Annotated in this window: 17 protein-coding genes; 12 read left to right on the top strand and 5 right to left on the bottom strand. The window is 70.0% G+C overall.

Annotated features, from left to right (window positions below):
• The 4 genes from OKJ99_RS01525 to OKJ99_RS01510 all read left to right on the top strand — a co-directional run bounded on the left by OKJ99_RS01525 (position 1) and on the right by OKJ99_RS01510 (position 4,141).
• Positions 1 to 927: a hypothetical protein gene (locus OKJ99_RS01525; RefSeq protein ID WP_326013786.1), complete on the top strand. Its 927-nt coding sequence runs from the start codon at positions 1 to 3 to the stop codon at positions 925 to 927.
• A 3-nt stretch (positions 928 to 930) separates the two neighbouring features.
• Positions 931 to 1,281, top strand: a complete 351-nt coding sequence (locus OKJ99_RS01520) for a hypothetical protein (RefSeq protein WP_326013784.1) — start codon at positions 931 to 933, stop codon at positions 1,279 to 1,281.
• A gap of 41 nt (positions 1,282 to 1,322) precedes the next feature.
• Positions 1,323 to 3,530: a YfgM family protein gene (locus OKJ99_RS01515; RefSeq protein WP_326013783.1), complete on the top strand. Its 2,208-nt coding sequence runs from the start codon at positions 1,323 to 1,325 to the stop codon at positions 3,528 to 3,530.
• An 86-nt stretch (positions 3,531 to 3,616) separates the two neighbouring features.
• Positions 3,617 to 4,141, top strand: a complete 525-nt coding sequence (locus OKJ99_RS01510; RefSeq protein ID WP_326013782.1) for a hypothetical protein — start codon at positions 3,617 to 3,619, stop codon at positions 4,139 to 4,141.
• A 33-nt stretch (positions 4,142 to 4,174) separates the two neighbouring features.
• Here OKJ99_RS01510 and OKJ99_RS01505 read toward each other — a convergent pair whose 3' ends face one another.
• Positions 4,175 to 5,029 (bottom strand): enoyl-CoA hydratase/isomerase family protein, encoded by an 855-nt coding sequence (locus tag OKJ99_RS01505; protein WP_326013781.1) that lies wholly within the window; start codon positions 5,027 to 5,029, stop codon positions 4,175 to 4,177.
• Positions 5,030 to 5,111: 82 nt separating this feature from the next.
• Between OKJ99_RS01505 and OKJ99_RS01500 the strand changes: the two genes are divergently transcribed.
• Genes OKJ99_RS01500 through OKJ99_RS01485 form a run of 4 tightly spaced genes read left to right on the top strand, consistent with a single transcriptional unit; the run spans position 5,112 to position 9,024 of the window.
• Positions 5,112 to 6,080, top strand: a complete 969-nt coding sequence (locus OKJ99_RS01500) for a TIGR03621 family F420-dependent LLM class oxidoreductase (RefSeq protein ID WP_326013780.1) — start codon at positions 5,112 to 5,114, stop codon at positions 6,078 to 6,080.
• 9 nt (positions 6,081 to 6,089) lie between these two features.
• Positions 6,090 to 7,286: a CaiB/BaiF CoA transferase family protein gene (locus tag OKJ99_RS01495; protein ID WP_326013779.1), complete on the top strand. Its 1,197-nt coding sequence runs from the start codon at positions 6,090 to 6,092 to the stop codon at positions 7,284 to 7,286.
• The gene (locus tag OKJ99_RS01490) at positions 7,286 to 8,206 is read left to right on the top strand and encodes an HpcH/HpaI aldolase/citrate lyase family protein (protein ID WP_326013778.1); all 921 of its coding nucleotides are present in this window, start codon (positions 7,286 to 7,288) and stop codon (positions 8,204 to 8,206) included. The genes OKJ99_RS01495 and OKJ99_RS01490 overlap by 1 nt, the downstream gene beginning before the upstream one ends.
• Entirely contained in the window at positions 8,206 to 9,024 is an 819-nt protein-coding gene (locus OKJ99_RS01485) for an SDR family NAD(P)-dependent oxidoreductase (RefSeq protein ID WP_326013777.1), read from the top strand. Before OKJ99_RS01490 ends, OKJ99_RS01485 begins: the two co-directional genes overlap by 1 nt.
• Before the next feature lie 7 nt (positions 9,025 to 9,031).
• Here OKJ99_RS01485 and OKJ99_RS01480 read toward each other — a convergent pair whose 3' ends face one another.
• Entirely contained in the window at positions 9,032 to 10,612 is a 1,581-nt protein-coding gene (locus OKJ99_RS01480) for a CocE/NonD family hydrolase (RefSeq protein ID WP_326013776.1), read from the bottom strand.
• 75 nt (positions 10,613 to 10,687) lie between these two features.
• On the bottom strand, positions 10,688 to 12,016 hold the full coding sequence (locus tag OKJ99_RS01475; RefSeq protein ID WP_326013775.1) for a CitMHS family transporter: 1,329 nt from the start codon (positions 12,014 to 12,016) through the stop codon (positions 10,688 to 10,690).
• 153 nt (positions 12,017 to 12,169) lie between these two features.
• Between OKJ99_RS01475 and OKJ99_RS01470 the strand changes: the two genes are divergently transcribed.
• Complete coding sequence (locus OKJ99_RS01470; protein WP_326013774.1) at positions 12,170 to 13,090, top strand: LysR family transcriptional regulator; 921 nt, start codon at positions 12,170 to 12,172, stop codon at positions 13,088 to 13,090.
• A 73-nt stretch (positions 13,091 to 13,163) separates the two neighbouring features.
• On the opposite strand, the gene OKJ99_RS01465 is transcribed toward OKJ99_RS01470, so the two are convergent.
• Positions 13,164 to 14,654 (bottom strand): MFS transporter, encoded by a 1,491-nt coding sequence (locus OKJ99_RS01465; protein ID WP_326013773.1) that lies wholly within the window; start codon positions 14,652 to 14,654, stop codon positions 13,164 to 13,166.
• A gap of 115 nt (positions 14,655 to 14,769) precedes the next feature.
• Here OKJ99_RS01465 and OKJ99_RS01460 point away from each other — a divergent pair, with 115 nt between their 5' ends.
• The 3 genes from OKJ99_RS01460 to OKJ99_RS01450 all read left to right on the top strand — a co-directional run bounded on the left by OKJ99_RS01460 (position 14,770) and on the right by OKJ99_RS01450 (position 17,541).
• Positions 14,770 to 15,282, top strand: coding sequence for a MarR family winged helix-turn-helix transcriptional regulator (locus OKJ99_RS01460; protein ID WP_326013772.1), 513 nt, complete (start codon positions 14,770 to 14,772; stop codon positions 15,280 to 15,282).
• A gap of 107 nt (positions 15,283 to 15,389) precedes the next feature.
• On the top strand, positions 15,390 to 16,616 hold the full coding sequence (locus OKJ99_RS01455; protein ID WP_326013771.1) for a CaiB/BaiF CoA transferase family protein: 1,227 nt from the start codon (positions 15,390 to 15,392) through the stop codon (positions 16,614 to 16,616).
• Positions 16,606 to 17,541 carry an HpcH/HpaI aldolase/citrate lyase family protein gene (locus tag OKJ99_RS01450; RefSeq protein ID WP_326013770.1) on the top strand — a complete coding sequence of 312 codons (936 nt, stop codon included), beginning with the start codon at positions 16,606 to 16,608 and terminating at the stop codon, positions 17,539 to 17,541. The genes OKJ99_RS01455 and OKJ99_RS01450 overlap by 11 nt, the downstream gene beginning before the upstream one ends.
• Positions 17,542 to 17,558: 17 nt before the next feature.
• Here the strand turns inward: OKJ99_RS01450 and surE are convergent, their stop codons facing one another.
• Positions 17,559 to 18,536, bottom strand: a complete 978-nt coding sequence (gene surE, locus OKJ99_RS01445) for a 5'/3'-nucleotidase SurE (RefSeq protein WP_326013768.1) — start codon at positions 18,534 to 18,536, stop codon at positions 17,559 to 17,561.
• Positions 18,537 to 18,607: the final 71 nt, after the last annotated feature.

Here is an 18,607-nt window from a genome sequence, read left to right as displayed (position 1 = left end):
ATGCTGCGCATCACCGCCGACATCTTCTCGGGCCGTACCAATCCGGTCGCCGACGTCACCGACGAGACTGAAGTACGCGCGCTGCTCCGCGAGGTGGACGACAACCGAAGCCTGTTCATCAGTGACACGCCCGCCACGGGTGAGCTCGGGGTCCGAGGATTCTCGATCGAACCGCTCAATGACGAGATCGGAAGCGATTTCGGCGCCGAACCGAGGCTGTATCTGCCCGTCGGCCCACAGGCACGCGGTGGCCGTGCGGCCGAAATCGGCGAGCGACTCGTCACGTTGATGGAGCGTGGGCAGGCCGCCGCGTCTCGTGAGCCCGCACAGCCGCTGGACTCGGCCGTGCGCGACTACCTGATTCCGCAGCTGTCGTCCGCCACCCGGCTCAGCGTCGCGGACGGGAGCTCAGCGGCGGAGGCGGAGACTGAAGCGGAACACGAGCCGGAAGAGGTAACTCCGGCAGCCACCTGCACCATTGAGCTCGGAGCGTTCAACCCGGGATTCTGGAACAACGACTCGACCGTCCGGCTGAACAACAATTGCTACAACTACGCGAGCAACTGGCGAACCAATACGTTCGCTCAGCCGGGCCGTGGCTGCGGCAGCATGTACAAGGCCATCACAACTGCCGAAATGACGCGTGCGGCGTTGTGTGACGGAATGCACCGTAGGTACGACTGCTTCCCGGACTCCGAAAAGCCGCGCTATCTGGTCGCGTTGGTCATCGCACCCGGCGTCGACTTCCACTGGTACCGCAAGCAGAAGGAAGGGTTCTGGGGGCACAAGCCCGGGGGCACGGCCGCCCGGAACACGGACAACAGCAACAACGTCATATTCAACCCGGAGACCGCCAACCGTGGCCCGTACACGGTATTTTGCGGCTACTTCTACGGCTGCAATTCACAACGGCAAAGGATCAGGTAGCGGGTGAACGTCGAGATCGATCTGTACAGCGGGCGGCGGAATCCGGTGTTCGGCCTTCCTCCGGAAGCCGGCGAAGCGCTGGTGGCCCGGATCGCCGCCCTGCCACCGGCGCCTCCCGGGGCCGCTCCCCTCCAGGACCTCGGCTATCGAGGACTGCGCATCACTGGGGGCCCGGCGGCCGACTTCACCGAGATCGTCGTGTCCGGTGGAGTGGTCGTCGTCCGGGACCGCGGCGGCGCGGAGCGGCTGCTCCACGACGAGGGTCGCTCGGTGGAACGCGCGCTGGCCGATCTCGCCGCCGCCCGTGTGCACCCGGACGACATGACGCTGCTGCGCCGGGACCTGAACAGTTGAACGACTGAACGACTGAATGGCTGAACGGAGGACTTGACGCCATGTCATCACAGAGCGGAGACCCGACGACCGGGTCGGCCGACTTCTTCTCGCCTCTGGCCGATGCTCCCTCGACACAGGAGTGGGCGAGCGGCCAGGAGCAGGAGGAGGCCGCGGAACAGGCCGCCACCGAGCCCACCATGACCAGCGGCGCCGAACAGCAGCCGACGGAGGAAGCGGCGGCCGCCGTCCGGTTCCGCCCGGTGAGTGGCCGGTACCGCAGCAGCGGCGGCGGCTTCCAGCTCGAACTGCGCGTCGACGTCGACAGCACACGCAGCGGGTCCAAGGTCCTGCGCAGGGTCAGCGGGGACTTCTTCACCACCAGCGGTGGGACGACCGCGTACTTCGGGTCGTTCACCGTGCACAGCGCGACCGTCACGTGGTCCGCCACCAAGGTCGTCGTCAAGGGGCTCGGCAGCTACACCTGGCAGGCCGGGGCCCCGGTCGTGCAGGTCACCGTCCCGCGGCGTGCGGTCGGGCAGCCGCCGGCCGCCGCCACCGTTCAGTTCTTCACGGTGTCCGGTCAGGCCGGCGCGAGCTATCTGTGCCCGTACGTCTCCCCGTACTTCCGCGCCCTCACGTGGGAACAGGATTCGGTGACCGGAAAGATACCGTTCCTCTCCTACAACACCGGTTCGCTGCCGCAGCCACCGGGCAGTCCCGCCCGCGTGCTGAGTGTTCCCGGGGCGTACGCCGAGGCCGGTATCCAGCTCCTGGTGTCCGGTGCCGCGAATGTCGTCGCCGACAGCCCCATGGGGTGGAACGACTCCGAGCTGCACGGCGCCATGCAGACCAACTTCAGCCAGTGGCAGAACATCCCGCAGTGGAAGGTGTGGCTCTTCGTGGCCAGCGCCTACGAGGGCCTGGCGGGCGTGCGCGGCATCATGTTCGACGCCGCCGACTCCTTCCAGCGGCAGGGCTGCGCGGTCTTCTACGACCTGATCAAGGGCGCTGACGCCGCGTCGCAGCGCGCCCAGCTCCGCACCTACGTGCACGAGCTGGGGCACTCCTTCAACCTGCTGCACTCCTGGCAGAAGAACCTGGCCCGGCCGCCGGCCCCGCTCGGCCCCAAGGGCGGTTTCGGTGACCTGTCGTGGATGAACTATCCGCAGAACTACCAGTCGCCGTCCGGCCCGACCGGGACCGCCGCGTACTGGAGTGATTTCCCCTTCCAGTTCACCGACAACGAGCTGATCCATCTGCGGCACGGCTTCTACCGCAACGTCATCATGGGCGCCAACGCGTTCGGGATCGGCGCCGCCGACATCGAGCCCGAGCTCTTCGACGAGCCGCTCGCCGACGAGTCGGGGCTCCGCCTCGGTCTGCGGGGCGCCAAGAGTGGCTTCGCCTTCGGTGAACCGGTCGTCGTGGAACTGAAGTTGGAGACCACCGACCTGCGCGGACGCTCCACCCACGGGCATCTCCACCCGGACGACGAGCTCGTCAACATCGCCATCCGGCAGCCCTCCGGCCGCACCGTCCTGTACCGACCGCTGCGGCTGCGGTGCGTCGACCAGGACGAGACCGTGCGCCTGGACACCGACCGTCCGGCGATCTACGCCAGCGCCTACATCGGCTACGGCCGCGACGGGCACTACTTCCAGCAGCCGGGCACCTACCAGCTGCGCGCCTCCTACCAGGCCTCCGACGGGTCCCGGATCGTCTCGCCGGTGCTGCGCGTCACCGTCCGGCACCCCGTCACGGCCACCGACTCGGAGCTCGCCGAGCTGATGATGGGTGAGGAGCAGGGCAAACTGCTGGTGCTGCGTGGCTCCGACTCGCCGTCGCTGCGCTCCGGCAACGAGGCTCTGCAAGAGGTCATCGAGAGGCACGCCAACCACCCCTTCGCGGTGTACGCGCGCCTCGCGAAGGGACTCAACGCCGAGCACGAGTTCAAGAGCCTGAAGCCCAACAGGGCCGGGTTGACCGTGCGCGCCCCGGACACCAAGTCCGCGATCGAGCAGCTCACTCCGGTCGTGAAGGCCTCCCAGCAGGGCAAGGGTGTCGACAACCTCACCCTGAACCTGGCCACCCGCAGGCTCGCGCGTGCGTATGCCCGCCAGGGCGATCTGGAAGAGGCCGGCACCGTCCTCGACCACATGGTGCGGCACTTCGACACCTCGGCGTTCAACCCGCATGTCGTGGAGGCCGTGCGCGCGCAGGCGGACTCCACCAAGGCCAAGCTCATGGCCGACTTCGGTCCTGCCTGAGCCGTCGGCGCGGGCTGCTCACGGTTGTCGTCCGTTCGTGGGCCGCCCGCGCACACGCCTGTGGGACATGACGGAAGGAATCCGTCGTGCTCGATCTCGTACTGTCCGGCCCTGAGGGCCCGCAGCCCGTCGGCCGTTCCGCCCCGATCCGGATCCAGGTCCGGAACGTGGGCGCACAGGAAGTGTGGATCGCGGGGGTGCTCGACGGATCCGAGGACGGCCTGCGCTATCCGCACTACCTTCCGTCCGTCACCCTCGCCGACAGCGGGCGGACGGTCGCCGGGCCGGAGCAGGCCGAGGATCCGCTCGTCTGGCCCCTACGGGCGCAGGACCTCCAGCGCCTTGCACCAGGTGAGTCCTTCGACCCCACGGCAGGAGCGGGCTGTCTGCCCCTGCTGACGTTCACGAACTTCGCCCCACAGGCCCCTGGCCGCTACGGCTACGCGCTGACGCTCTCCACCGAGGCCCCGCGTGGCGAGGAGTGGCTGGGCGCCTTCGGGCTGCCGTCCGGCACGGAACGGAAGGTGCTCCTCGACCTGGTCGCGCAGGTGCCACGGGTCACCGTACGGGCACCTTTGCTGGTGGTGGAGTTCAGGCGCACCTGGGCGTAGCTGCGGAACGACTGCCGCATGTCCTCGGTCGCCTCACGTCCACGGCTCGTCGTCGTACGCCCGGTCCAGGGGCGCCATGCCGCCGCCGAACGGGAAGAACTCCTGCTGCGCGTACGTCTCACGACCGAGACCATGACCCAGTTCGTCGAGGAAGGCGCGTTTGAGGTTCTGGGTGAACAGCTGCCGGGTGTAGCGCAGGACCAGATACGGGCGCTTCGCGAGTTCGCGCGCCAACTCCCAGGCGCGGTCCAGGACCGCGTCCTTGGGGTGCACCTCGGCGACGGCGCCCCACTCCTTGGCCTCCTGTGCGCCGAGCTGCTTTCCGGTGAGCAGCAGGTAGCGGGCGCGGTTGTGGCCCACGAGGAAGGGCCAGATGACGTGCTGTCCGTCGCCGGGTACCTGGCCGCGCGGGAAGTGCGACACATCCTGGAAGTACGCGTCCTGCGAGGCCAGCACGATGTCACCCATGAGCGGAACCTCGGAGTGGATGTTGCAGGGCCCGTTGACCACACTGATCATCGGCACGTCCACGTCGAGCACGTTCCACATGAGGTTGCGGTTGTACCAGGCCTTCTCATCGAGCTTGCGCAGCCCGCGCACTCCCGGCATCGCGTCGTACATGGGTGTCTCGGGGAGTTCGCCGTTCGGGAGCCTCCCCCAGTCGGCGTTGTAGTTGGCGCCCGAACCGGTGTGGATGAGGACCTTGATCTCGCGGTCGCCGGCCACGTCGGCGAAGGCATCGGCCATGTCGTCGTGCGCCTTCCAGTCCCACACCAGGCTGTCGCCGTCGGTGTGGCACTGCATGAGCAGGATGCCTTCCTCGCTCAGCTCGAAGCGGTAGTTGCGGTAGCGGTCCTTGTACTCGGCGAAGCGTGCGCGCTTGACCACAGACCCTGCCCTCCCGTTCCCGTTCCCGTTCGTCGCGGTCGGGGCATGGCGCCCCAACTGCTGGACAGTTATCGTGAGTTGCGTGACAAGTGTGCAGCCATTCAGGTTCGCCGTCCAGGCGACGAAGGCAACATCCGCGAAGGAGTGGCGCGACACCGCGCGCTCCGTACAGGACCTCGGCTACAGCACCCTGTTCCTCGCCGACCACTACCTCGGACCAGGTCCGGCCCAGCGCGAAGCCCGTTACCCCGCCCAGCACTTGGCGCCGCTGACGGCACTGGCCACGGCCGCCGCCGTGACCGACACACTGCGCGTCGGCTGCCGGGTGTTCTGCGTCGACTATCACGTGCCGGGCGTCCTCGCGAAGGAGGCCGCGACGCTCGATCTGCTCTCCGACGGGCGCCTGGAGTTCGGCATCGGAGCCGGGTGGAGCGAGCCCGAATACCGGGCCATGGGACTGGAGTTCGCACCCGCGGGGCGGCGCGTGGACAAGCTCGTCGAGGTGGTCGCGCTGGTGAAGGCGCAGTGGAGCGGTGAGCCGCTGGAGCTGCGGGGCGAGCACGTGACCGCAGTCGACCACGCGGGGCTGCCGCTGCCGGCGCAGCGCCCGCATCCGCCTCTCATGATCGGGGGATCCCGGCGCCGCGTGCTGTCGTTCGCGGCACGCGAGGCGGACATCGTGAGTCTCGCGAACGTGCCGTTCGACGAACGCAACGAGGCGGGCCGAACACCCACCGAGGAGGCGGCACACCGCTACGGGACGGTCAGGGAAGCGGCGGGCGAACGCATCTCCCGTCTGGAGGTGGAGAGTTCACCGTTCTTCGCCCGGATCACCGATGATCCCGCGTCCGCGGCGGACCGGGTGGCACGGACGCTGGGGGTTCCCTCCGACGGGCTGCCCGACCACCCGAACGTACTCATCGGCACGCTCGACGAGGTGGTCGACCGTCTCCAGGAGCGACGCGAGCGCTTCGGGGCCAACTACATCACCGTGCAGCAGGGCGAGGCGGAGCGTTTCGCGCCCGTGGTCGCGCGGCTCACCGGGACCTGAGGAGGCACCGTGCCACACGGCCCGCTGCACGGCCTGCGCGTCATAGAGATCGCCACTCTCGCCGCGGGCCCCACCGTGGCGACGACGCTCGGTGAGTTCGGCGCGGAAGTCATCAAGGTCGAACAGCCCTGCTCCGGCGACCCCATGCGCACCTGGGGCGATCGCCGCGACGGCATCGGCCTGTTGTGGAAGAGCATCGCCCGGAACAAGCGGTTCACCACGCTCGACCTGCGTACGGGTGCGGGGCAGAGCCTCCTGCACCAGCTCCTGGAGGTGAGCGACGTCCTGGTGGCGGGCAACAGGCCTGGGGCGCTGGCCCGTTGGGGCTTGGACTACGACTCCGTCCACACGGCTCACCCACACCTCGTGATGGCCCACATCACCGGCTACGGGAGCGGCGGGCCGAAGAGCGACCGCCCCGGCTACGGCACCCTCGCCGAGGCCATGAGCGGATTCGCCCACCAGACCGGTCAGCCGGAGGGGCCTCCCACGCTGCCGCCGTTCATGCTCGCGGACGGGGTGGCCGGGCTTGCGGCGACGTACGCGGTGATGATGGCCCTCTACCACCGCGACGTACACGGGGCAGGAGGCCAGCTCGTCGACGTCAGCCTCATCGAACCGCTCACCCGCCTCCTGGAGACGGGAACCCTCGCCTACGACCAACTCGGCCTGGTGAAGGGCCGATCGGGCAACATGCTGCCGGCCAGCGCGCCGCGCAACACCTACCGCACCGCCGACGGGCGATGGCTGGCCGTCTCCAGCGCCTCGCCCAGCATCGCCGCGCGGGTGTTCCGCGCCATCGGGCGCGACGACATGGCACGCGACCCGGAACTCATCGACCCGGTGCGGCGCCAGGAGCGGGCGGTGGAGGTGGACGAGGCGGTCGCCGACTGGGTGGGGCGCCACACCCTCGACGAGGCCATGACCGTCTTCGAGGCGGCCGAGGCGGCGGCGACCGCCGTGTACGACGCGCCGGCGCTCCTTGCCGACGAACACCTGCGGGCCCGTGGGACCTTCGTGGGTGTCCCCGACCCGGACTTCGGCGAGGTCACGGTGCAGGCACCGGTGGCACGCCTGAGTGAGACACCGGGGCATGTCACCCACCTCGGCCGCGACCTGGGAGCGGACAATGAAGCCGTCTTCGGCGCACTGCTCGGTCTCTCCCCCGCCAAGCTCGACGAACTGCGCGCGGAAGGAATCATCTGATGGTCGCGTCCGCACACCGGCCCCGACGCAGCGAACTCGCCACCCCCGCGAGCAGCGAGCGGATGTGCGCCAAGGCCCCGGCATCGGGCGCCGACCTGGTCTTCCTTGACCTGGAAGACGCCTGCGCCCCGTCCGCCAAGGAGTCCGCGCGGTCCATCGCCGTGGCGGCACTCACCGGTCAGGACTGGGGCAGCACACTGCGCGCGGTCCGTATCAACGGCCTGGACACACCGTGGTGCCACGACGACCTGATCGAGGTCGTCACGGGCGCTCGGGGCGCGCTCGACGTCGTCATCGTTCCCAAGGTGCGCACCGCGCGCGACGTGTGGTGGGTCGACGTCCTCCTCACCCAACTCGAACGGAAGCTGGGCCTGGGCAGGCGGATCGCCCTTGAGGTGCTGATCGAGGAGGCGGAGGGCCTGGCGAACGCCCTGCCGATCGCCCGAGCCAGCACACGCCTGGAAGGCCTCATCTTCGGCGCGGGCGACCTGTCGGTGTCGTTGCGGGCCCGCGTGGACGGCAACTTCGACCCGCTCTCCCCCTACCCCGGCGACTTCTGGCACTACGCGCGCTCCCAGGTTCTCACCGCCGCCCGGGCCGCCGGCATCGCCGCGATCGACGCGCCGTTCCCGGCGTACGGCGAGCCGGACGCGTACCGCGAGTCCGCCCGGCAGGCGGCACTTCTCGGGTTCGACGGGAAGTGGGCGATCCACCCCTCTCAAGTGCCGTTGGCCAACGAGGAGTTCACCCCGTCCAAGGCTGAGGTCGCGTCAGCCGAGGACGTCATCGCACGCTACCGCGCCGCCGAGTCCGAGGGCACGGGAGCGATCGGCCACGACGGCCGCCTCATCGACGCGGCCCACGTCCTGCTGGCCACCAACGTGCTGGACAGAGCCGCCCAACAACCAACGGAGTCCTGATGCGCATAGCCAACGACCAGGTGGCCGTCATCACCGGCGGAGCCAGCGGCATCGGCTTTGGCCTCGCGGAGGCCCTCGCCGGGCGCGGGGTCCGTCTCGTCATCTCCGACGTACGTGAGGAGGGCCTGGCGAAGGCCGGGGCCGCGCTGGCGGAGGCCGGGGCCGAGGTGACAGCGGTGGTGGCGGACGTCAGCGACGAGGCGTCCGTGCGCGCGCTCGCCGACCGGACGAAGTCCGCGTACGGGCGGGTGGACCTGGTGTGCAACAACGCCGGGGTCGTGTCCCCCGCGGCGCCCCTGTGGGAACAGACCGCCCACACCTGGGAGTTGATGATCGGCGTGAAGGTGCTCGGCGTCGTCCACGGCGTCCGCGCGTTCGCTCCCCTGTTCATCGAGCACGGCACCGGCCATTTCATCAACACCGCGTCCTCCGGCGGCCTTGCCCCACTGCCCGACCGCACGCCGTACACCACGACCATGCACGCGGTGGTCGGCCTGACCGAGACACTCGACGCGGAACTGAAGCGGATCTCCCCCGCACTCGGCGCCACGGTCCTCTGCCCCGGCCTGGTCGACACACCCCTTGGCCAGAACTCCGAGACCCTGGGCGCAATCCGCCTGCCACCCGGCACCCCCAGCTCGATGCGCGCCGCCGCATCGGGCCGCGGCGGCATCCTGTCCCCGCGCGAGGTCGCGGAGTCGGCACTCGCGGCCGTGGAGGCAGGGCGGGTACATGTGGCACCGGGCGGGGGTGTGGTGGAGCGGGCGCGGGCTCGGGTGGCGGCACTGCTTACGGACATCGAGGAGGGTGGGCGGTGAGCCCGGTTCAGGGGTTGCGGACCGTGAGGCGCAACGTCGATCCGCGTGCGCCCACAGCCACCGTCACCCGCCCCGCCGGCACATCGGAGTCGATCTCCGGGTAGTCGTCGCTGGAGACGCGGAGCGCCAGCCGGTGACCAGCCGCGATCCGGTAGTGGGTCGGCCAGATGTGCACCGACAGGTCGTAGTGCGTGCCCGGTGTCACCGGGGCGAGTTCGGTGTGCCCGTGGCGGTGGCTCGCCTTGAGCCAACCGGCGGTGATCCTGGTGCGGGTGCCGTCGGGCGACACGTCGTACAGCACGGCGGCGATGTTGCCGTCCGAGGCGCTGAACGCGACCCGGACCGACAGGGTCGCGTCCCCGGCGAGCACCACGTCCCGCTTCAACTCGGCTGTACTGAAGAGCAATTGCTGACCGTCGCTCGGCGCACCGGTTCCCGTGTTGACCTCGAAGGCGGCGTCGCCAGTCGAGCCGTGAGCGGTCGCCAGCGAACCGTCCCGGCGAAGCGCCAGCGTCAGGGAGTGCCCGTCGTGCGGCGGCCACTGGTCGAATTGGTGCCAGCCGGTGCCCGCACCCGGGCCGGGGATCTCGTACGAGGTGATGCGCGCGGCCGGAAGGGGTGCGTGCCGGTCGCCGCCGAGCCAGCGGTCCCACCAGGCCAGGTACGCGCCGGGGCCGATGCCCGCGTACTGGGTCGCCGGGTCGCCGTGGTCCCAGGGGCCGGAGACGAGCCACACGTGCTCGGGCCGGGCGAGGAAGTTCTTGACCATGCCGTCGCGGTACCGGTCGTACCAGCCGTTGATTTCGAGAGTGGGGACGGTGAGCCGGTCCCAGCGGGTCATGACGCTGCGGCCGCGCCAGAAGTCGTCGTAGAGCGGGTGTGCGGCGTAGGTCTGGAGGGTGGCGGGGGCGGTGGACCATTGCCAGTCACGGATGCGCGGGGAGTAGATGCCGCCGCGGTAGATGGTGTTCTCGTACCAGTCGTGCAGGGCGTTGGTCGGGATGATCGCCTTGAGGTGCGGGGGCCGGTTCACCGCGACGAGGAGGCTGGTGTGTCCGCCGTAGCTGACGCCCATCTGACCGATGTCTGCTGTGCAGCCGGGGTGCCGGGCGAGCCATTCGATGGCGTCGTAGTTGTCGCGCTGTTCCTGCGGGCTGAAGGGGTCGACCGTGCCTGGTGACGCCCCGGATCCGCGGGCCTGGCAGACGAGCGCGTTGTAGCCGCGGCGGACGAAGTAGCCGGCCGCGTCGCCGAAGCCTTCGAGGTTGGCGGCGTAGGCGGTGAATTCGTAGACGATGCCGGGGAAACGGCCGGTCGCGGGCTTTCCGTCCGCGTCTGCGGGTCGGTACAGCTGGGCGGCGAGGTGGCTGCCGTCGCGCAGCGGCACCTTGACGTCCTCGCGTACGACGCCGTATCTCGCCGGTCTGTCGTACGAGAAGAAGGGGTCGGTGAGCGGGGCGGGGTTCGCCGCAGCGGCGTGTCCGGCCGGGCCGAGCGCCGCGGTCACGGCGCCGGCACCGGCGAGGGCAAGCAGCGTGCGGCGGCTCGGGGTGATCACCGTGGTCTCCATCGTCTCTATCGCCTTCATGGGCGGGGCTCCTTGCCGTGGGCTGTCAGGCGGATCGGACGGGCGGGGCGGGCAGAGGGAGTTGGGTGGAGAGGGTCACAGGGAGATCGCTCCCGTGACGAGCGCCGCCGCCGTCATCACCAGCGTCGTGCCGAACGCCCAGCGGAAGATGAAGCGCTGGTGTTCGCCGAGTTGGACGCCGCTCATGCTGACGAGGATGAAGGTGGAGGCGGTGAGCGGGCTGAGGGGGAAGCCGGTGGTCATCTGGCCGAGGATGGCGGCGCGGGCTATCTCCGCCTGGTCCGCGCCGAACCCGGACGCCGTGTGGGAGAGGACGGGCAGCACCCCGAAGTAGTAGGCGTCCGGGGTGAAGGCCAGGCTCAGCGGCATGCCGGTGACGGCGACGATCGGCGCGAGATGGCCGCCGAGGGAGTCGGGCACGACGGAGACGAGTGCCTCGGCCATCTCGGAGATCATCTTGGTGCCGGTGAGGACGCCGGTGAAGACACCCGCCGCGAAGATCATCGTGGTGACCAGGACCACGCTCTTGGCGTGCTTCTCCAGGAGCGCCTGCTGCTGTTCCCAGCGCGGGTGGTTGACCACGAGGGCGAGGGCGAAGGCGACCGCGAACAGCACGGGTAGCGGCATCACCTGTAGGACCAGGGCCACGATCAGGACGACGGTCAGCAGGGCGTTGAACACGGTGAGCGGAAGGGGCGGGCGGGTCACCGCGGGCATCAGCGGGGTGCCGGGTCCGTCACCGACGACGTGGGCTCCGGTCTCCTCCCGGTCCTCGCGCTGAGCGGGCACCGTGCCGAGGCGGCGGCGCTCCCGGCGCCCGATCCAGTACGCGGCGAGCAGCACCCACACGATCCCGCAGGCCATCGCGGGCAGCACCGGTGTGAAGACCTCCGAGCTGTCCAGCTTCAGCGCCGCCATGGCCCGCACCGTAGGCCCGCCCCACGGCACCATGTTCATCACGCCCGCGCCCAGACACACCACACCGGACAGCACGAGCGGGCTCATGCCCAGGCGCTTGTAGACGGGCAGCAGCGCGGAGACGGTGATGAGGAACGTCGACGCGCCGTCGCCGTCGAGTGACACGCACATGGTGAGGACGGCCGTGCCGACCGCGATCCGTGCCGGGTCGTTGCGGGCGAGGCGCAGGATGCCGTTGATGAGCGGGTCGAAGAGTCCGGCGTCGACCATCAACGTGAAGTACAGGACCGCGAAGGCGATCATGATGCCGGTGGGTGCCACCGTGTTGAGGCCTTCGAGGATCATGTCGCCCATGTCCCCGGCGAATCCGCCGACGAGGGCCGCGAGCACCGGTAGCAGCACCAGCGCCACCAGGACGGAGACCCGTTTGGTCATGGTGAGCACAAGGAACAGGCCGATCGTGGTAAATCCCAGCGCTGCCAGCATGGTTCTCGCTCACCTTCTCGATCGGCGTGTTCTCGCCGATGAGTGTCGGAGCGGCGGCGTATCGGCGTCCAGCATCAAACCGAGATCTATCCATGCGGTTACCGCATCAGTTTCCGTATCCATGGCGCCGACGGGCACGTAGGGTCCCTGGCCATGGACAGCACCCTGCGTCAACTCACGGCCTACGCCGCCGTGGCCCGCGCGGCCAGTTTCACGGCGGCCGCGACACACCTGCATGTCTCCCAGTCCTCGCTCAGCCGCGCGGTGGCCGATCTGGAGCGGCAGTTGGGGGCCCGGCTCCTGGAACGCGACACCCGCAACGTGGAGTTGACCGCGGCGGGCACCGAGGCGCTGCGCATAGCCGAGCAGATCGTGAACGCCCACCGCTCCGGCATGAAGGAGCTGGAGCGCTTCCTGCTCGGCGAGTCGGGCACGGTCGCCGTCGCCACCCTGCCGTCCGTCGCCGCGGTGCTGCTGCCGCAGGTGATCCTCGACTTCCGGCGGCAGCGGCCGCAGGTGGCGGTGCAGCTCATGGACGGTCTTGAGCAGTCCGTGCTGAGCCGGGTGCTGTCCGGGGACGCCGACTTCGCCATCACCACCGGGGAACCGTCCGGGCAGCTGGAGCACCGGCCGCTGGTGCGCGACCGGTTCGTGGCGGTGCTGCCGCAGGAGCATCCGCTGGCCGAGCGCGCCGAGGTCACGTGGGACGAGCTGGCCCGCGAGCCGTTCCTCGCGGTCGGCCCCGCCTCCAGCGTCCGCCGCCTCACCGATGCCGCGTTCGCCCAGATCGGCGCGGGCTCCGCGCCGGCCGCCGAGGCGGGCAATGTCGCCACTGTCGGCGGGCTCGTCGCGGCGGGTCTCGGGGTCACCGCGATGCCCGCGCTGGTCCTGCCGCTCCTGGGCACGGGTCCGTTCGTGCACCGGCCGCTGGTCGAGCCGACGGTCCATCGCCGCCTCGACATCGCCGTACGCGCCCGACGCCCGCTCCCCCTGGCGGCCGACCGGTTCCTGGAGACCTTGCAGGAGTTCCGCGCCCGGCGGCACGAACTGCCGCCCGGGGTCACGTGGGCCTGAGCCGGAGCCATTCCGGCTCGGGAGAGCAAGGGAACAGTGGTCGGCGTTACCGGCTGTTCCCGCCGACCACCCGCTATACGGCCGCGTGTTGGGCGTCGGTGGGGGCCTGGGTGTCGATGCCGTGCTGCTCGTCGTCGGGGCGTCCCTGTTTGGGCAGCAGGAAGGTGATCGCGAGGAATGCCACCAGCAGACATGCCTGGACGATCAGCGCGCGGTGAAATCCGCCGGTGAAGTCACCGGTCTTGGCCTGGGCGAAGAACACTGACCCGAAGATCGCGACCCCGATGGAGCCACCGACCGCCTGCACGGCCGACAGCACGCCGGAGGCGGAGCCGATCTCGTCGTCGCCGACCGCGGCGAGGATGAAGCTGAACAGGGCAGCGATCACCATGCCCGCTCCGATACCCGCCACCGTGATGCCGGGGGCGATGTCCCAGATCGAGAACGAGGCGGCGTCGAGGCCGTCCAGTTCGAACCACAGCACGGCCGCTCCGGCCAGCTGGACCAGCGGGCCGATCTGCAGCACCTTGCGGCCGATCTTGTCGGCGAGGAACGCACCGCTGACGGCGCCGCCGATCGCGGTGCCGACGGCGAGCGGCAGGTTGCCGAGACCCGCGTCTCCGGCGGTGAAGTGCCGGCCGATCTGGAGGAAGAGAGTGAGCACGAGCTGTGTGCCGATCAGGCCGCCGAAGAAGAGGGCGATGCCGCCGAGTCCGACAGTGTAGGCGGGTTTGCGCAGCAGGCCGGGGGTGATCAGTGGTTCCCGGTCCGCTGCGGCAGTGCGGCGCTGCTGCACGGCGAACAGGGCGAACCCGACCGCGGATGCGGCCATGCACAGCCAGGTCCACAGCGGCCAGCCGTCCTCCTGCCCCTGGTTGAGCGGCAGCACCAGCAGGGCACAGGAGACCGCGATCAGGGCCGCACCGGCCATGTCGACGCGCACCGTGCGGTCGCCCGGCTTCCTGGGCACGAACTTCGCGGCGACGATCAGTGCCGCGATGCCGATGGGCAGGTTGACCAGGAACACGGACCGCCAGCCCAGGCCGAAGAAGTCGCCCTCGATGAGGAACCCTCCGAGGACCGGGCCGATGATGCCGCCCAGGCCGAGGACGGGGCCGAAGATCGCGAAGACCTTGGTGAGTTCGGGCCCGGAGAAGTTCTCGCGCAGCAGGCCGAGGCCCTGAGGCAGCAGCATCGCGGCGGCGGTGCCCTGCAGCAGCCTGAAGACGATCAGTGCCGCGATGTTCGGCGCGACCGCGCAGAGCAGCGAGGTGGCGGTGAAGGCGGTCAGGCCGAGGAGGAACATGCGGCGGCGCCCGTAGCGGTCGCCGAGCCGGCCGCCGAGCACGAGCCCGGCTCCCATGGTGAGGGCGTAGCCGCCGATCACCCACTGCAGGCCGACGGAACTGGCACCGAGGGACTCCTCCAGGGCCGGTCCGGCGACGTTGACGATCGAGGCGTCCAGGAGATCCATGATCTCCGCGACGATCATCACGACCAGGATCAGCCACCGCCACCGGTGGGGCTCGATGATCTCGCCGGTGGTCGGGGACGGGTCACGCATGCTCAGTACCTCCATAGTGGAATAATTTCATGATGAAGGTAAAGTGGGGCCGGTAGGTTGTCAAAACCGCCACCGACGCGGAGCGCACGGCAGGCGAGAAGGGTGAAGGGCCTCCATGGACGAAGCGATGCCCGACGACGTCGCGGCGCAGCGCGAGCGGCTGATGGAAGGGCTGAGGGTCTACGGCAGCCACTACGCCGAGCTCAGCCGACGCTTCGCCGCCTGGCTGGGCCTCTACTCCACCGACGCGACCGCGGTCCTGGAGATCGCCGCCGCCGAGGAGCGCGGCACGCTGCTCTCACCGGCACGGCTGAGCGAGCGCATCTCCCTGTCCACGGGCGCCACCACCGCACTCCTGAACCGTCTCGAAGCGGCGGGGCACATCACCCGCACCCGCGAGCACTCCGACCGGCGCGTCGTCTCCCTGCGCAGCGGTGCGCACATCCAGGAACGGGCGGACGAATTCTTCGGCCCGCTCGCCCACCGCCTCGACGCCACGATGTCGCACTACCCGCCCGACCTCCTGGCACAGTTCGAGTCCTTCATGGCCGATCTGAACACCACCATGGACACCCACCTCGCGGAGCGGGTCACGCCCAAGCCGCAACTCATGCACAAAACGCAATGATTGATCGCCCTTTCATGCTGGACGCTCATGCCGACCGCTCGGCAGGCTGAGAGGTGCCGCAAACAAGCGCGTGAACCGGGGAGTTGGGGAGAACAGTGGTGACGTCGGTGTCGAACGAGGATCAGGGCCCTGGCCGCGGCGAGGGCCAGGGCCAGCTCAAGGGCCTCAAGGTGGTGGAGTTCGCGCACGTGGTGGCGGGTCCGCTTGCCGGTTCCATGCTCGCCGACCAGGGCGCCGACGTCGTACACGTGGAGCCGCCGGGGGCCGGTGACGCGGCGCGGGCGATGGGGCCGAAGAAGGACGGGCAGCCGCTCTGGTTCAAGGTCGCCGGGCGCAACAAGCGATCCGTGACGCTCGACCTCCACCAGGAGTCGGGGCGCGAGCTCGCCCAGCGCCTCGTCGCCTGGGCGGACGTCGTCATCGTCACACTGCGAAACGGCCGACTCCGCTCCTGGGGCCTGGACTGGGAGTCCGTGCACCGCGTCAACCCGAAGGCCGTACTGCTCCAGATCTCCGGTTTCGGCGCCACGTCGTCGCGCGCCGACGAACCGGGCTTCGGCAAGGTCGGCGAGGCCCGCAGCGGCGTCGTGCACCTGACCGGCTTCGCCGACACACCACCCGTGCACACCGGCTTCTCCCACGGTGACGCCGTGACCGGACTGATGGGCGCCTACGCCGTGCTGGCCGCCCTGCACCGCCGCGACAACGACCCGGACTTCGACGGCGAGTGGATCGACCTCGCCCTATTCGAGCCGCTGTTCCGCCTGGTCGAGTGGCAGGTGATCGTGCACGACCAGCTCGGTACGGTGCCGGAGCGCACCGGGAACCAGCTCGCGGTCGCACCGGCCGCCGTCATCAACACCTACCAGTCGCGGGACGACGAATGGATCACGGTGACATCGGCGACCCTGCGCTCGGTCCGCAACGTGGCCGTGCTGCTCGGCCACGACGAGGCCGACTTCGCCACCACGGAGCAGCAGTTCGCCGGGAGGGCCCAGCTCGACGAGGGCCTGCGGGCGTGGGTGGCCGAGCGCACGGCGGCCGAGTGCCTGGAGGCCTTCGCGCGCGCCGAGGTCGTCGCGTCACGGGTGTTCAGCGCCGCCGACATCGCCACGGATCCCGTGTACGCCGAGCGCGAGGACATCGTCACGGTCGACGACGCGGATCTCGGTCCCGTACGGATGCAGTCGGTCATCCCGCACTTCCGGCAGCGGCCGGGAGCGGTGTGGCGGACCGGGCCCGCACTCGGTCAGGACAACGCACTCGTCTACCGGGAGTGGCTCGGCCTGGGCGAGGAAGAACTCACGGATCTGGAGAAGCACGGTGTCGTCTGAGGTGTCGTCCGAGTTGTCGTCCGCCTCCTCTGCGCATGTGCACCGGCCCCCGCTGCGCTCCCTGCTGTTCGTGCCCGGCAACAAGACGACGGACTGGCTGCCCAAGGCCCACGCGGCCGGCGCCGATGCCGTCGTCCTCGACCTGGAGGACGCCGTGCCCGAGGCGGACCGGGCAGCGGCCGTGCGCCAGGTGACCGAGGCCCTCGCGGGGCGGGCCACCGACGCCTCCGGCCCGGCGCTGTTCGTCCGCGTCAGGCCGCTGGACGGCTGGACGGCGGCCGAGGAACTGCGCACGGTGTGCGGGGCGGGTCTCAGCGGGATCGTGCTGCCCAAGGTGTCGGGGCCCGACGATGTCCGGCTCGCCGACCGAATTCTCGCATGGTCCGAAGCCGAACACGGCCTGCCGCGCAGCCAGTTGGCCCTGGTGCCGCTCCTGGAGACGGCTGCCGCGCTCCGGGGCGCGTACGGCTGCGCCACTGCCGCCACCGGCCGTGTCGCGTACCTCGGCGCGATCACGGGAGCGGGCGGCGACGTCGAGCGTGCCGTGGGCTACCGCTGGAGTCCCGATGGACACGAGACGCACGCCCTGCGTGCCCGTGTGCTGCTCGACGTACGGGCGGCGGGAGCCCCGCACCCGGTGGCCGGGCTGTGGACGCGGATCGGCGACCTCGACGGCCTGCGCGCCTTCGCCGAGCAGAATCGCGCGCTCGGCTACACGGGCATGATGGCGATCCACCCGTCCCATGTCCCGGTCATCAACGAGGTGTTCGCCCCGACCTCCGGCGAACTCGCCCGCGCTGCACGGCTCATCGCCGCCATGGAGGAGGCCCAGGCGCACGGCGTGGGCGCGGTGACGTTCGAGGGCGAGATGGTCGACGAGGCGATGGCGGCGACGGCGCGGGCGCTGCTGGTCCGGCACGCCTGAGAACCCGCTCCCTTACGTCACCGCATCCCGCGCGCCAGGCTACGTAGCCATCCCCGCGTCCCACCGTCGACCTCATGGTCGTCCTGGATCGCGGACATACTCACGTAGTCGTCCGCGATCGCCTTGATGTCGCTCCCCGCGTCGGCGGACGTGTCGACGGCCCCGTAGCCCATCGTGTAGGTGCCGGGGCCGGCCGCCTCGCCGTTGTCCGGGGTGAAATCCGGGACGAGGAAGGCGCCGCCCTGGATGGTGGCGGGCCTCGTGCCCTGCGGGGTGGCAAGACGGGGGTCGCCCGTCGTCGGGTCCGTGGGGCCCTCGGCGAGCGGGTAGTTGATGTTGAGGCCTACGCCTCGGGGCATCAGACGGCCGTCGTGCCGTGCCCGTACCTCCAGTAGCTCGATCAAGTCAACGACGTACGAGGCCGCTGGGCGCGCCGCGAGCCGAGTGCCCTCCGGCCAGTCCGGCTGGGTCTCCAGGCTCATGGCGAGGGCGGGGACACCGAATTCGACGCCGGTCAGAGCCGCGTTCACGGTTCCGGAGTGGTTGACCAGGGCGCCGAAGTTAAAGCCGGGGTTGATGCCGGAGACGACCAGGTCGGGCTTGCCGTTCGGGAAGAGCTCGTCCATGCCGAAGTACACACTGTCGGAGGGTGAGCCGGGCGTCACGGTCCACACGTTCGCCTCGGGCTCGGCCACCTGGAGCTTCTGGCCCCGGTTCGACACGCGACCGCCCTGACCGCTCTGGTCGGTACCCGGGGCGGCCACGACCACGTGGTGTCCGGCGGCGCGCAGCGTGTCGCGCAGGGCGACGATGTACGGCGTGTTCGCGCCGCCCGCCCCGCGCCAGCCGTCGTCGTTGGTGAGCAGGATATTCAGGGGTCTTGATGCCTCGGCGCCGGGTTCGGGCGCCGCCCCCGCCGGGCCCATGACGAACACCGTGGCGGCGACCACGGCGGCACACACAGCCGCACGTACGGCACGTACGGAACGCTTCATCATCCGCGAGATCCCTTCATCAGGCCGGAGAGGATATGGGACAGTCGATGAGAATCCCATTTACGCACAGC

The sequence above is a fragment of the Streptomyces endophyticus genome (genome assembly GCF_035798155.1).
In the GTDB taxonomy this organism is placed as follows: Bacteria; Actinomycetota; Actinomycetes; order Streptomycetales; family Streptomycetaceae; genus Streptomyces; species Streptomyces endophyticus.
This window is presented reverse-complemented; position numbering and strand designations above follow the sequence as displayed.